A 13724-nucleotide genomic window follows, 5' to 3' on the forward strand; every position below is an offset into this window, starting at 1 on the left:
CTTCAAGGTGGCCGGCACCCGGCCGGCCGGGATGCTGACAGCGATCAGCTGCTGACCGGGCTGCGGAAGCAGACTGGTCGTCAGGGCGTCGTCGGTGAGGACCTGGCCTGGCACCAGCGCCACCGTTGTCCGCTTGCCGAATACCGAGCCGACATCGGCGACCGGGATCGCGCCATCGACACCCGACACGGTCCGCGAGACCAGCATCGGGTCCTTCGTCGTCCGCACGTCGGCCTCGGTGATCGGGTGCCCGGCAGGGATCGGCCGCGCCACCACCAGCACCTCCGAGGCGTTGTCCTTGTGCACGTACAAGTAGCCGCCAGCGATCACCGCGGCGATCACCACCAGAACAGTGACGAGCATCTGGCCGTACTTGCGGGGCGCCTTCGACACCGCCTTCGACAGCGAGGCCGTACCCGGCAGCCCGGGAAGGCCGGTGTTGGCACGCCGGTTGTTGGTGGCTCGGCGGGAGGTCCGAGAGTCCAGGCTTGTCATCAGTTCGTCACCACTGTCTGTCGCTGAAGCACCGTGATCGAGGTCGTGTTGCCCGCGGCCGCGAGCGCGGCCGGGAGATCGCCACTGGTCAGGCCGCCACAGTTGCCGGTACAGGTCCAGGCCAGCGTGTAGTTGATCCGCGCCGAGACTGTCCACTTGTCACCCGTGGGGTCCTTCATCGTCTTGTAGGCGTACGAGCAGTTCGTCGGAGAGTCCTCGGGCATCCCCTTCACCCATTCACGCCCAGGCCCGACACAGGAGACCGTGTCGCCGTTGCCCATGTCCCACTGCGTGTACGACGGCGTTGCCGTCAACGTGACCGTGGCCCCGTTCTGCGACTGGGAGGCGGACACCGAGTGCCACTGCGCGGCAGGGATCCACATCCAGTTCTTGTACGAGATGTAGGTGTGGTACGTCGGAGGCGGAGCGATCGAAGCGTTCGCCAGCTCGTACGGCAACGAGACGGCGAGCGTGGTGGCGACCGCCTTGCCGTCGACCGGCTGGTTGCCGGCCGACGACCACCACACCGCGTAACTGGCCGACCCCGGCCCGGCGCCGGTCTGGCATTGCCACCACTTGCCGTTCTCGTTCTCGTGGCCCTTCGGCGGCGGATCCTGGGGGTTCATGGGTTCGGCGTAGCAGTAGTGCGGAGCGCCCCACCAGGACAGACCAGCCGCATTCGTGCACGGCACCACCGACCCGTCCTTGTCGTGACACCCCGCTGGCGCGCTCCCGCCACCCGGCGGGGTCGACGGGCCAGGAGTCGGTGTCGGGCCCGGAATAGTGACACCGATGCATGCGTGGGTGGTGGGGTTCCAGTGGCCGGGGCAGTCCGACGGTCCGTTAGCCCACGCCGGGCTCGTCCCACCAGGCGCCAGCAGCATGCCGGCCGCCGCAAGCGGGATCAGCAGGGCGAGTGTGCCAAGCGTCGCGTTAAGACCCCGGCGGGCTCTCTGAGTCAGGGTGCCGTCGGACCGCATGCCCGCTCCTTGTTCTGGTACAGATAGCCCAGCAGCTTCCAGCCCTTGGTCGTGTTGAGCATCCGCACCGTGACGAGTTGCTTGAGTGGCGGATCGACGGGGTTGACCTTGCCGGTCGTTGGGTTAACTTCGTGGTCGGTGCTCATGTCGAGGCAGTAGTTGAAGTCCACGTCGGTCTTGGTGATCCTGGTGGCGCTGGTCCACAGAACCGTCGGGGCCCTCTCCATGCGGACGCCTCCGGTGACGTAGATGTCCAAGAAGTTCTGGTGCTCGGTGATGGGGTCCGTGACGTACTTCGCGAATCCCGCCTGGACCGCAGGAGTGTCCACACCCTTGCGGGCAGCCTCGGTATAGAAGGCCCACCACTCTTTCCAGCGAGTGAGCGCCGCGTTGTAACTCTTCATTTGAGCCGGGCTGAACTTGTTGTCCCACGTCGGCTGCGGCGTCGGAGAGCTCGAGGGTGAAGAGCTGATGGTTGGCGACGGGCTCGGGTCGCTCTTCGGGTTGCCGCCTCCGCAGGCGCTGAGGCCGAGCATGAGTACGACGGCCCCGAGGGCTGCGCAGGTGTTCGTATGAAAGCGGCGCATTAGCACCAAACCTCCCGAGTGAGCGAGTGTTGCCAAGGCTGAGCGTAAGCCGCCACCCCGACATCGCCGGCGTGGATCCGCATCGCGACGGCCTCTGCAAGCGCGGTCTTGGCCATGGCGGCTCCTCTCCACTGGTGGTTCTCCCCTACAAACGGGATGGCAACCCACTGCACGGCGGATCGGACATCACGACGCCAACTTTCTTCACCTGCCTCCGTTTGCACGAGCCTGGTGTCGCTCCCCGCACCGCCGAAGCGGACGGCCGGGAGCGACACCAGCACCTGACGAACGCCCCGGCCGTGGCGCCGGCCGGGACGGTGGGGACACGTCAGGCGGGAAGGACAACGGCGCGACGCGAAGACGACTGCGGCACCGACCATCGGCCGGGTGTCACTGCCTTCCGGGCCGCCGCGGAGGTGGGCGGCTGGCCCGGCGGCGATGGCAACAACGTGCCCTGCGGGCAGCCGTACGGCTCCTCGCGAGGTACGTCGCTGGTTCGTCTCCACGGTGTGTCCTTCCGAGACCGGCTGGTGGGCCCGGCGGGCCCGTCCACCTGCGACCCGGTGTGGCCGGTGCCTTGGCGGCTCCCACCATCGGGCCTTGTCGTGCATTACTCTGAGCATGACACATGACGGACACTAAATGTCCGTCATCATGCAATGAGTTCGGCGTGTTTCGGGTCCGGCACAATGCAGCACGTGCCGCGATTGTCGAAACCGCCCAGGATGCCCGAGGGGGTGGCGGCGATCATCGACGCGATCGGCAACAGCGCACGCACCGAGATCCTCCGGAACCTCTCGCAACGGCCGATGAGCGCTCCCGAGCTGGCCGAGGTCATCGAGGCAGCTCCACGCCAGGTGCTCAGGCACCTGGCACTGCTCGAGGACATGGGCCTGGTTACCGCCGACCACCCCCGCGGTGACCGGCGAGCGAAAGGGCGAGTCGTGTTGTGGACCACCGACATCGCTCGCGCCGAAGAGGTCGGCCGCATCTGGCTCGACTACGTCGCCGGGCGCCCCGTACCCGGCGCCGAGCAGGACGCTTAGAACTCACGATGGACACGACGTCTCGGGATCGTGTCCGATCCGCCGAGAGGTGTGTTGCCTCTCCCGACGTGTGGGAGACTCGGCTGCCTGGTCACGCCGCCCACGGTTTTTTCGCGAAATTTCTGTTATTTCGCCGACACGCCGCAGAAGCCGAGGTCCGTGACCCGTGCGCAGTCAGCCGATTGGATGTGCGCATGGGGCGAATGTCCAAGGGTGAGCGTCGGCAGATGATGACTCGTGTCCCCCCGCTTGCAGGGGACCTCATCAAGCGCGAAGTGCAAGCGCTTGGTTGCCACTACTCCGACTACATCGCGTATGTCATGTGCCAGCACGCAGGCGTACCGATGAACCTTCCAGTTGGCGAGGTCGACCAGCACCCGGAGCCGCGGGAGGCTCCCGGCAATCGGGTCGAGTTCAACTCGCGGGTCCCCGTCGCTGCCGCGAGTGTGGTGACCGACGAGGCCGACCGGATGGGCGTCTCGATCGCCGATTATGTCGGCAAGGTGCTTTGTGACCGGCTTGAGGTTCCGTTCGAGCCGCGCATCAAGAAGAAGGCTTTGAAGGCCTGGGCGAAGGCCGCGGAGGCCGGAGAGCAGATGCGGATGACCGGTTGACCGGGTCAGGGCAGTGCCCTGAAAACGACAACGGCCCCGCTGCAACGGGGCCAAGTCGGAAGTTCCACCGGGTTGCCGCCCGGGTTCAAGAAAGTTGTTCAGCCACACGAGCGGCTTTGTGCTGCCCACTGTACGGGAGGTCTAGGTGATGAGGAAGCCATTCCCACACCCGCGTGTCGAAGCTGACCGCGCCCTCGTTCCGGCGGCCGCCCGCGTGACTGTCCCTTGGACCGGTGTTGACCTGGTCGTTGAGCTGCCTGCCGTGACCTGGCCCACGTGCTCCCTGTCCCGTCGTACGCGGAGGGAGGTGATGGCCGCAGCCGGCGGTAGCCGCAGCGGGCGTGGATCGCCCTAGAAATGACGAAAGGCCCTGCGCCAACAGGACCTGACCGTCTTGGTGAAGACCGGGACCAGCGCCAACTGGTTTCCGGGGGACCTCTGAAAGGAGGTTGCTCAACTTGTTGCCGGTAACTGTACCGGCGTCGCATGGCGATGCCGCACACCCTGATGCCGTACGGCGTGTCTCGCCGGCGCTGTTGGCGTTGGACGAGCACCTGTTCAACCCTGACGCCTCCCAGTGGCTGGTGATCGATGCCGGCAACGAGGCTGTCCCCCGGACCACGGTCCCGACGCTGGTCGACGGGCTCGACCTGGTCGGCAAGGGCCGGATCGCCGCGCTGGTGGGTCACCTGCGTGACGGCGCCGGCGTGGTCGATATCGACGTCCCCGGTCCGTTGGGTGACTTCCTTGCGGCCGAGGTCGCGGACTGGCTGCGCCGTCGTGATATCTGGGTCCTGGAGCGCCCCTCGGGTGGCGCGAAGGGCCGTTGGCACCTGTTCTTCGCCCATCCCGACTTCCACTACGCCCCTGCCTCCTCGAGGACCGGGCTCGCGGCCGAGATCGGCTCCTACCTGAGCGACCTCGCCGCGGATGTGAAGGTCCCGCGCGGTGAGCTCGACCTGCGCGATGCCGTTCGCCCGCTGACGTCCCCGCACCGCCACGGCGCGGTCACCAAGCCCACCGGCGACCTACGCGCGGCGCTGCGAGAGCTGAAGCGCACTCTGCCCCGCCGGCCGGTGGCGACCCCTCTGCGGCCGCGGGCGAAGGTCAAGCCCAGCCAGACGATCCACCCGACCGCGAGCACATCTACGCCACCAGCGGGGACGGGGTCGGGTCTGGTCGTGCCGCTGGCGTTGCAGCGGTGGAAGCGCCAGCTGCGCGCCGATTGGCGCCAGTACCTCCTGGCCGGGACTGTCCCGGTTGGATCGTGGTCCGCGGGTGCGACCAAGCGGCGTACGGCGGTCGAGGTGGACCGTTCTCTGGTCGAGGCGGCGTGCACCCGCGAGATGGTGTGGGCGATCGGCGACCCGGAGCTGGCGTGGCGCCTGATCCGCGAGTCCCACCCGAGCGCGATGACCAAGGCCAAGCACCAGGGCTACTCCTGGTGGCTGACGTATGTGTGGAACGAGCTCGTTCGCTCCGCCGCGGAGTTCAACACCACTCCCGACCAGAAGCCCCGCGCGGTCGAGGCGCCGCCGGCCGACGTCGTCGACGCGGTGGCTGCCGGCCGGGCCGAGCTCGAGGCCTTGATGTGGACCGTTCCGGCCCGACAGCGGCCCGCGCTGCTCCAGGTCGGCCACCAGCTGCTGGACCGTGCCCTGCGCGTCGGCAGTCTGCGGGTGCCGTGTCCGGAGCGGGATCTGTTGCTCGATACCGGCCTGGGTGACCGCAAGACCGTCCGGTCGGCGCTGCGGCTCCTCAACGGGCGCCTGGGGACCTTGCACACCGACTGTCTGTCTCTGACTGCTCGCGACTCGACGTCGTATGAGTTCGAAATCAACTCCGCTCCTGAGCGGGGGGGACGGCAAATCCCCCCACCTGTTCTTGACCCACCCCCGCCGGCCCGCGGCCTCTGGGCCACCCTCCCCCGCTCGAGCCACAGCCTCTGGCGCACCCTGCTGCGGCTGGATGCCCCCGCTGACCCCGCTGAGCTGGCAGTGAAGGCAGGGCTGGTGGAATCGAAGACTGATGCGGTGTCGAAGTCGCAGAAGTCCACGGCGAAGGCGGCGCTGGTCGCGTTGGCGAAGGCCGGCATGGTGAAGGTTGACGAGCACGGACGGTGGCAGGCCGCTACCCGACCACGCTCGGTCCAGGTCGAGCAGGACGCGGCCGCCGCGTACGCCCGCCAGCTGGAGACGGTCGAAGCAGAACGGGCCGCCTACCGTGCAGGTACGACGTCGACCTGGACTGCGGGCCGTGCACGTGCGCTCAAGGCCTCCAAGGCACGCGAGAAGGCCTGGTGGGACAGCCTCTCCCCCGCCGCTCGCGCCGCCCGCACGGCCGCGAAGCGGTTCGAGTTCGACCAGATGTCCATCACTCAGCAGGCCAAACTCAAGGCCGAGCTCGCCGAACGACGCATCCGCGCCGGCTCCGAGGAGATCGACCACTACCGATCCTGGCTGCAGAGCCTCCGCGCCGACGAGTACGTGGCGCGCAGCCTCGAGCGCAAGGAACGCTTCAAGCAGCTCTCCGACGCCGAACGAGGCGCATCGGTCGCCGCATGGGACCGCCACCGGCTCCGCTACGGACTCACCGCCCAACGCCTCACGCCCACGGTGACGGTCGGCGCCCCGTCGTTGACATCGGCTGAGGTCGAGCAGGCCGCCCTTCTCCCCGACGGCGCCGCCTCACGCGACGCAGCCTTCCTCGAACGCCAAGGCAAGCTCTTTGAGAAGAACTCCGAGCAGCAAGCAGCGGGCTAATACCGGGGAGCATCCCTCGGCCCGCCCGGCCGTATCAGTCGGTATCTTTGATCCGAAAGATACCGACCGATACGACCTCTAGCAGCCGCCGACGGCCAGCGAGCGTGGCTCTTCGGTCGAGGTCAGTACCCCACGCTGGTGCAGGACGTCGATCAACGGGGCCGCCAGCTGCCCCTTGACACCGAGCTCGGTCGCAAGTTCCCGCCAGGTCGGCCCCTCCCCCGTCTCGGCCCACACGCGGGCCACGTGCGCACGGGCCGCATCCGCATGCTCATCGGCCAGCGCCTGCGCCTCCACCTTGATCCGTTCGGCCCGCGCCCGCTGGACCTCTCGGCGCCGTGTCTCCTCTGCGTAGATCGCGCTCGTCGGCGGCACGTCAGCGCCGCCCATAGCGCCGTTGAGCACCGCCACGGCCGCCTTCCACCGTCGTAGGCCGGGCCTGCCGGCATGAGTTGCGTACCCTCGATGCCGCTCGACGACCTCCGGTGTCACTTCGCGGTTGTAACCGGCCGCGGCCAAAATCTCCTTGACTCTCTCGTCACTGGCCTGAGGTTGCGCCTTGCGTTGCTCGCGACGGCGCTTGGCCTCGGCGTAGATCTCCCGAACATGAGGAACCTCGAGGTCCCCCGACGCGGCCGTGAGGACCGCGACCGCGGCCGCCCAGCGCGGCAGGCCAGGCTTGCCGGCATGGGTAGCGAACCGACGATGCGCCTCGATGACCTCTGACGTCACCGGACCGGAGTACCCGACGGCCGCCAGCAGCTCGACGACACGAGCATCGTCCGCCTTCGGCCGCGGCGGCCGTACGTCCCGGGGCGCTGGCGATGACGACCCGGGCTCAGTCTGTGCACGTGCTCGCGCGGCGGCGGCGGTCGCGTCGTCGTGCCGGCGATCCTCACCCGTGGCCGTGCTCGGGGTCGTGCTCGCTGTCGACGCCTCGGGCGGAGGGTGTGGGGCGGTTCGGCGACCGCGGACCGTGTGTCCGCAGTTGGCGCACACGGCGTAGGGCCACTCCCCCGATGTCCCGGTGCGTGACCCGTCGCGCTCACGTCGCAGCTCGACCCAGGTACTCGTCGACCCACACGCCTGACACGGCTTGCCCAACGGCCGGCGAGCATGAGGGCTGAGCGTCGCCTGGTCCGCGCTTGCGCGCACGTGCACTCCCCTATCCCTCGTTGCCCAGGTCGAGGTAGGCACTCAGCACAGCGGCAACGAATGGCGAACGCTTCACCGGCCCGTGCCGTTCAGCGAGGTTGTCGATCACGGTCAGGTTCGTCGACTTGATCCTCAGCGACACCCCCACGAACCGCTCCCCCGCCCCGCCTGTCCCACGGTCGAACAGGCCGTCACTGACCGTCGGCCGCTCCGACGCGGCCGCCACCACAGAACTCAGCGCGCTCTGGTTGGCAACGATCGCATCGAACAGCACCTCGACCTGGGAGGTACGGTCATTCTTCGCCCGGTCGCGCCACGCCTCAGCCAACGTGAACGGCACCGACACCGACACCGACTTCATCGTCTCCGCCGTCGAGCTCACCTTCGGCCGTGGCGGCTGCTTCTCGGCCCGCTTCTTGGACCGGCCCTCCGCCTTCGGCTCCTGGACGGTCTCAGTGCTCGTCTCAGGATCCTGCGCCGGGCTGGGGCGGTCCTCGACCGGCGTCAACGCCGGTGCCGGCGGTGCCGCGGGCACCGAGCTCTCGCCCTCCGTGATCTCGGCATCAGCCTGCGCTGGAGGAGGCACCGTGGCCAGTGTTCGTGGACGTGCCGTCGGGCCGGGCAGGTTGACCGGCTTCTTCAACCCCTCGATCCGCTTCATCGGCTCACGACGGCTCATGCTGACTCCTGCGCTTCCTCGAACGAGTTGATTCGGGTCAAGATCGCGTTGGTGAGCAGCAGATGGTCACCGGCCAGTCCCCCGACACTGCCCGGGATGCGGTCCACCTTGCGGCCCTCCCGCAGCGCCTGCCACCACGGCTCTTCCTCGTCCTGGGCCATCTCGGCCAACTCGTGGACGAGCTTGCCGGCGTTGCGCGCGTCGACCGCGGCGTTGGAGTGACGGATGAATACGACCTCGTCGTCGGCGTCGTAGAACACGTCCGACGCATCCCCCAGAACCGCATGGATGTCCTCGATCGCGTTGCGCTTGATCCGGCCAGCGTTGGTGTCGAAGTCGTACGGGACGACCCCGAGGATCTCGATGTCGGGGTTCGCGTGGCGGACCTCCTCCAGTTCCTCGGACAGGTCCTGCAGGTTGCCGATGCTGGACCGGTCGCTCTTGGTCGGGATCACCAGCCACCGCGTGGCCCCGAAGACAAGCTGCAGCACGTCCGGCCGGTCCGGCGGGGTGTCGATGACGATCAGGTCGTAGTCGCGGGCAATGGGCGCCAGCGCCTCGGCCAACATCAGACGGAACTCTGTCCCCCGCTGCCGCTTGCCCTCCAGAACGTGCTCGATCATCTTGAGCATCCTGCGGCCCATCGGGATCACGTCGAGGTTCGGTCGCACCTGCCGCAGCACCGGCTGCAGGGGCTTGTGTGCGTCGAGGACCTGCAGCATGTGCGCCCCACGATCGTTGTCCTCGGTGTCCTTGTAGCCGAGATCGTTACCGGCGTCGCCCTGCGCGTCGAAGTCAACGAAGAGCACCGTCCAGCCAGCAGCTGCACAAAGCCCGGCGAAGTTGGCCGAGCAGCTGGTCTTACCGACCCCGCCCTTGCCGTTGGCGAAGGTGATGACGCGGCTCAGCACGTCCTTGGTCAGTCGCGGATTCGTCACGGCCATCTCGGCCAAGCTGGGCACCATGGGGGAAGTCGGGCCTCTCTGTGTCAGGGACGACGAAGCGGTACGGACTGATGATGCCGCAGGCCACCACCGCGACGCGGTAGCGACACGCGGTAGTGAGTTGCGGTCGTGCTGTGCGGTAGTGGAATGCGGTAGTCCAAGAAATAGCGGGGGAACGTGGTGCAACGCCGTACAGATATGCGCTAGTGCGGTGACACACCGCTGCGCAGTGCCGCACCGCGCTGGTGTCAACCAATGCGGGACAGCGGTGGTGTGTAGCCGTAGTGCGCCGAGTCAACGGTGAGCGTCACTGTCTCGCACCGCCGCAGGCTGATATTGCGCGTCACTGCTGCGGCGGAACAATGCGGATCGGCAACGCAGCTAAGTGCCGACACGCGGCATTGCAATTGGTCCGAGCTCGACCCCGGTGTCGGGCCACCTGGACTAGGTGGCATGGCATCACCATGCCGCATTCGCGTAACGTCATGCGGTACGGCATTGCGGTAGTTCGCTGCGGTAGTTCGGTGCGTTATCGCTCCGCGGTAGTCCGGCGCGGATTGGGCCACGAGGCCCCAAGCGCCTCTGGCGCGTTGGCCTCGTGAGGCGTGGTTGGGCCCGGCCAGGGGTTGAAAGGCCGCGAGAGGGCCGTTCACGGCCTCTTCGTGGGGGTCCTGGGCACCAGTCCAAGGTAGTCGAACTACACGGACGAAATTCAGTGGAACTGGAGCTAATCGACGGCGGGTCGGCCGGTGAGGGACCCGACCTGGTGCCGATCCCGTTCGAGGGGAGGTTTGTCTTGGCCAACGTCAGGGGAGCCGCACTGGTCGGAGATCAAGCGGAATGTCGACGTAGGTGGACGCCGGCGGGTTGTCCAGGAGCGTCGCCGTGCCGAGCTGCTCGGCCTGGCGTAGGTCAACGTTCCAGCCCAGAAGTGCGGATGGGTGGGAGGCCGCGATCTGTCGACCGTTGCCGCGGGGGAGGCCGAACTTCACCCTGCCCTTGATGAACAGCACGGAGGCGGCCGACGCCATCGCGTCATGCCAGATGCGGGTGTCGGTGTGGGCCGGGATGAGGAGAACCACCTCTGATCCGGTCGCGCCGGCTTCCGCGCATCGACGAACCCAACGGACGCGGGCCTCGCCGTAAGGCGGGTTGCAGAAGATCGTGGCGGCATTCCAGGGGAGCGCTGCCCCGTCGTCGGGTAGTGCGTAGAACCGATCGGCGCCGACCGGATTGTCACCGGTGGTGCACGGGTCGAGTTCGATCCGGCCGCCCAGCACGGCGCGGATCGGGTCGAGGACGTAGCCCGGCGTCAGATGCACCTGCTCGGCGGCGGCCTCCGGCCGGCGTCGCAGCTCGTTGTCGAACCGGAACAGCGCGACCGAACCCGTCACCTCGCTCACCTTCGTCCCCACAGTCAGCGGGCCGGGGTCCGGTCGACCGGCACGGTGGGGGAGGGGAGCGGCGGCCGCGGCGTGACCGGGGTCGGTGGATGCAGCGCAGCCCTTTGGAGGCAAACCAGCGGGTCGGGTGCCCAGGCGGGCTGCTGGGGGAGTGGCTCGGAGGCAGGAGCCGCCACCCGATCGTCGAACATCGACCGCTCAGACGCGCCCCCGCACGCCAGCGACACCAGCGTCCGGGTCTCCTCGCGGACGGCGTCCCAGGTCACCAGGCGATCCGCAGGTGTGCTGGTGCGCTGCAAAGGCATGACCCGGTACTCCCGGCGCACATCCAGAAGCGCGGTCGCGGCCGCCCGGTGCCCGTCTGCGGCTGCGGTCTGGGCCGCGACGCGGCGGACATGGTCGATCGCCATGGTCGGGTCGGTGAACCTCGACGTCTCGTTGGATGCGTTCATCTCGTCACGCTCTGCTCAGCGTCCCGGGCTGGGCGGCCGCGACGAGGCTGGTGTCGGGGGATCGGGATGCGTGGACGGCGTGTGCGTCTCGGCCGGCGGCTGGAGCATGGAGCGCTGCAGCGCGGCCGCAGCTCCGGGGGATCCGGCCTGCTGCTCGGCGCCGGCCTGCTGACCAGTGAGCTCGGTGAGCAGCGCGATCGCGCGATCCGCGAGGTCGCACCCCGCATCATCGCTCGCCTGCCAGTCGCCGGCAGGCGGGAAGAAGGGACCAGCTTCCTCGGAGAGGCCTGCGCGCGTCGAACGCCATTCGGCATGCTCGGCGATCAGGTCAGATGCCGTACTCAGCTGCTCGACGCTCGGCCCTCCCATCCTGTTGCCCAGGGCGGTGGCGAGAAGTGGCAGGAGCTCCTCGGCGGTCGGCAGGTACACGTTGGCGGCCTCGCGGTGCTGGCGGTCCCAGTCGGGACGTGCGCCGGGCGGGTGTCCTTCGTAGTCGCAGTAGTGCCCGTCCTCGACCCCGTCGAGTGGGTAGCCGTCGACAGTGACCGGCGAGACGACCCATCGCGGCCCGCTACCGCTGTCGGCGAGCCAGAGCGCGTCGAATGTGGGTCCCGCGTAGGTGCCGGCCTGGTCGAAGGACACGAACACGCCACCACCCTCGGTGGTCCAGCCCGTCACCGTGCCGTACTGCAGGCCACGGGTGCCAGTGCGCCGGTAGACGCGGGTGCCTTCGGGTGCGGTCGCAGCTGTGGCGAGCACGGGCCGGGTCTCGGTCTCCTCGAGGTGGAGGTAGACCTTGACGTGGTTCTCGATGCGGTGCGGATAGTCCGGGGTGTCCTCCCACCCACTGTTCCCGCCGCCCGCATCGTCGTACCTGGTTGGTGCCTCGGCTTGCTCGCTCATGTCGCTCGCCTCCGGTCTCGTCGATCGTGTGTCGTTCGTGCCTGGTTGGTGTGGAGTGCTCGGCCCCGCAGGTACACCTCCCTGAAAGGAGGAAGGGATTGTGGGTGCCCTTCGCCGCAACAACCCGGGCGGCGTTGACGGGGCCGAGCTTGGTCTCTAGAAGGCCGGCGCGCTGGGACTGGCGCCGCGGGCCGTCGGGAACGGCGTCGGCGCCCGCGCGGGGTCCGAGGTCAGGGGCGGTGTCAGATTCAGCGTCTGCTGCAGGGCAGCGCGCTGGAGCGGGTCGCTGAACCTGGCCGCCGGCTCACTGGGAGCAGGCAGCGCGGCCAGGTCGGTCAGCGTCCGGTCCACCGGCGAGTACCGCCTCACCCGAGACGGGCCGGCGGGCTGGTTGGGGTCGGCGTCGAGGAGATTGCTGTTGCCGCGCAGCAGCTCGCGCCGCAACGAGGTGGCCAGGTTGTGGGTGACCTCGTGGGTCGCCTTGGCCAGTTCGAGTACCTGGGCCGGTTTGAGCCGGATCGGATCGCCGGAGGCCTCCATGCGTTCCACGGCGTTGACGAGCTCGCTTTGTTGCCACGAGCTGCGCTTGTTCGTCGGGTCACGTCGATCATTGACGTCGACGAGATGCTCGATGAGGGGGTGCAGGTCCTCGAGGACCTCAGCGCGGTCGCTGAAGAACGCCGCCAGCCTGCGTGTCGCCGCAGAGGTCTCGGCGGCCCGGGCGAAGACGCGGCACAGGTGGGTCTGGCTCGCGGTGACGTGCTTGGCGGCATCGGCGGTGATCTCGGGCTCGTCATCGAAGGAGTCGCTGGGCGTCGTCGGCTTCAAGAAGCGGGCTAGGCGCCGTTGCGCCGGCGCGAGGTCCTCGGGTCCGCCGACCAGCGCCACCGGTGCAACCACACCCACACCGGCCGTCGCCTCGACGGGGTCTCTGGGGGCCGCGGCATCGGGGCTCGCGCTGGTGGCATGCCAGGTCGCGACCCGGGCGGTCTGGGAGAGCACCATCCGCTTCTCATCGAGGCCCATCGCGTACTCGGGCCGCTGATGGTCGGCCAGCAGACCGACCTCTTCGAGCCGGGAGTCGAGCACCAGCACTGCCTCCAGGGCCACCGCGACATCGCGCATCACCCACCAGCCCGCCCCCGGATCGGAGCGCCACGGCTGCTCGGCGGCCGCCGAGAGTGCGTGGGAGCCTGCCTGCAGGTCGACCGCGGCCGCGCGCCACGCCTCGACGGTCGCATCGGCCGAGGCGGTGCCGAGGATCTCGGCGGGGGAGCGGCGCTCATCGAGCGGCAGCGAGGGCAGCGCGAAGGCGATGTTGTCCACCAGGGTGGCCAACTGCTCGTCGAGACCCTGCAGCACCGGTTCGGGTGCCCGGGCGGGGAGGTGATCGCCCGGCGGGAACCAGTCGTCCTGCCCCAGGTCGTAGAGCCTGCGACGTAGCGCGTCGATGACGACCTCACGACAGTGCAGCAGGTGATCGACCGCTGCCGGCTCGGCCGGCAGTTCATCGGCACTCACCAGCGCATTCAGCGCCCGGGCGGCGTTCTCGGCGTGCCAGCCGTACGTCGCCGACCTTCCCGCCTGTGCCGTCGACGGGCTCATCGCGGACCGTCCACCGCGCCCAGGCGGAGTCGAAGGGTGCTCATATCGGGAGAGGCAACAAACCCCTCACCGGATCGGACCTGTCCGGGCCAACAAGCT

At 68.5% G+C, this 13724-nt stretch carries 13 protein-coding genes; 3 read left to right on the forward strand and 10 right to left on the reverse strand.

The window, feature by feature from the left end; translation table 11 throughout:
• The 3 genes from PD653B2_RS23780 to PD653B2_RS24645 form a co-directional block, all read right to left on the reverse strand.
• The coding region (locus PD653B2_RS23780; protein WP_207568288.1) for an SAF domain-containing protein at positions 1–495 on the reverse strand (495 nt) is incomplete at its 3' end.
• On the reverse strand, positions 495–1121 hold the full coding sequence (locus PD653B2_RS23785) for a hypothetical protein (RefSeq protein WP_089504066.1): 627 nt from the start codon (positions 1119–1121) through the stop codon (positions 495–497). The genes PD653B2_RS23785 and PD653B2_RS23780, both read right to left, overlap by 1 nt.
• A gap of 332 nt (positions 1122–1453) precedes the next feature.
• The gene (locus PD653B2_RS24645; protein WP_133059009.1) at positions 1454–2011 is read right to left on the reverse strand and encodes a hypothetical protein; all 558 of its coding nucleotides are present in this window, start codon (positions 2009–2011) and stop codon (positions 1454–1456) included.
• Between the two features lie 740 nt (positions 2012–2751).
• Here PD653B2_RS24645 and PD653B2_RS23795 point away from each other — a divergent pair.
• From PD653B2_RS23795 to PD653B2_RS23805, 3 genes are all read left to right on the forward strand, one after another.
• Positions 2752–3108, forward strand: a complete 357-nt coding sequence (locus tag PD653B2_RS23795; protein WP_085874908.1) for an ArsR/SmtB family transcription factor — start codon at positions 2752–2754, stop codon at positions 3106–3108.
• A 227-nt stretch (positions 3109–3335) separates the two neighbouring features.
• The gene (locus PD653B2_RS23800) at positions 3336–3722 is read left to right on the forward strand and encodes a hypothetical protein (RefSeq protein ID WP_133059008.1); all 387 of its coding nucleotides are present in this window, start codon (positions 3336–3338) and stop codon (positions 3720–3722) included.
• Between the two features lie 542 nt (positions 3723–4264).
• Positions 4265–6484, forward strand: coding sequence for a hypothetical protein (locus PD653B2_RS23805; protein ID WP_242665426.1), 2220 nt, complete (start codon positions 4265–4267; stop codon positions 6482–6484).
• Between the two features lie 78 nt (positions 6485–6562).
• Here the strand turns inward: PD653B2_RS23805 and PD653B2_RS24650 are convergent, their stop codons facing one another.
• The 7 genes from PD653B2_RS24650 to PD653B2_RS23845 form a co-directional block, all read right to left on the reverse strand.
• Positions 6563–7216 (reverse strand): hypothetical protein, encoded by a 654-nt coding sequence (locus PD653B2_RS24650; protein WP_133059007.1) that lies wholly within the window; start codon positions 7214–7216, stop codon positions 6563–6565.
• A 433-nt stretch (positions 7217–7649) separates the two neighbouring features.
• Positions 7650–8318, reverse strand: a complete 669-nt coding sequence (locus PD653B2_RS23820) for a hypothetical protein (RefSeq protein ID WP_085874912.1) — start codon at positions 8316–8318, stop codon at positions 7650–7652.
• Positions 8315–9262, reverse strand: coding sequence for a ParA family protein (locus PD653B2_RS23825; protein ID WP_085874944.1), 948 nt, complete (start codon positions 9260–9262; stop codon positions 8315–8317). Before PD653B2_RS23825 ends, PD653B2_RS23820 begins: the two co-directional genes overlap by 4 nt.
• A gap of 806 nt (positions 9263–10068) precedes the next feature.
• Positions 10069–10665: a DNA N-6-adenine-methyltransferase gene (locus tag PD653B2_RS23830; protein ID WP_207568289.1), complete on the reverse strand. Its 597-nt coding sequence runs from the start codon at positions 10663–10665 to the stop codon at positions 10069–10071.
• A 14-nt stretch (positions 10666–10679) separates the two neighbouring features.
• Positions 10680–11117, reverse strand: a complete 438-nt coding sequence (locus tag PD653B2_RS23835; protein WP_085874913.1) for a hypothetical protein — start codon at positions 11115–11117, stop codon at positions 10680–10682.
• A 15-nt stretch (positions 11118–11132) separates the two neighbouring features.
• Positions 11133–12020: a hypothetical protein gene (locus PD653B2_RS23840; RefSeq protein ID WP_085874914.1), complete on the reverse strand. Its 888-nt coding sequence runs from the start codon at positions 12018–12020 to the stop codon at positions 11133–11135.
• Between the two features lie 156 nt (positions 12021–12176).
• Positions 12177–13625 carry a hypothetical protein gene (locus PD653B2_RS23845; protein WP_085874915.1) on the reverse strand — a complete coding sequence of 483 codons (1449 nt, stop codon included), beginning with the start codon at positions 13623–13625 and terminating at the stop codon, positions 12177–12179.
• Positions 13626–13724 lie beyond the last annotated feature (99 nt).

It is taken from the genome of Nocardioides sp. PD653-B2 (genome assembly GCF_002117935.1).
GTDB lineage: Bacteria > Actinomycetota > Actinomycetes > Propionibacteriales > Nocardioidaceae > Nocardioides.

Bases quoted from the DNA above. Each gene is read 5' to 3' on its own strand.
- PD653B2_RS23795 (WP_085874908.1), top strand. From the start codon at position 2,752: ATGCAGCACGTGCCGCGATTGTCGAAACCGCCCAGGATGCCCGAGGGG.
- PD653B2_RS23845 (WP_085874915.1), bottom strand. From the start codon at position 13,625: ATGAGCCCGTCGACGGCACAGGCGGGAAGGTCGGCGACGTACGGCTGG.
- PD653B2_RS23820 (WP_085874912.1), bottom strand. From the start codon at position 8,318: ATGAGCCGTCGTGAGCCGATGAAGCGGATCGAGGGGTTGAAGAAGCCG.
- PD653B2_RS23840 (WP_085874914.1), bottom strand. From the start codon at position 12,020: ATGAGCGAGCAAGCCGAGGCACCAACCAGGTACGACGATGCGGGCGGC.
- PD653B2_RS23835 (WP_085874913.1), bottom strand. From the start codon at position 11,117: ATGAACGCATCCAACGAGACGTCGAGGTTCACCGACCCGACCATGGCG.
- PD653B2_RS24645 (WP_133059009.1), bottom strand. From the start codon at position 2,011: ATGCTCGGCCTCAGCGCCTGCGGAGGCGGCAACCCGAAGAGCGACCCG.
- PD653B2_RS23825 (WP_085874944.1), bottom strand. From the start codon at position 9,262: ATGGCCGTGACGAATCCGCGACTGACCAAGGACGTGCTGAGCCGCGTC.
- PD653B2_RS23785 (WP_089504066.1), bottom strand. From the start codon at position 1,121: ATGAACCCCCAGGATCCGCCGCCGAAGGGCCACGAGAACGAGAACGGC.
- PD653B2_RS23800 (WP_133059008.1), top strand. From the start codon at position 3,336: ATGATGACTCGTGTCCCCCCGCTTGCAGGGGACCTCATCAAGCGCGAA.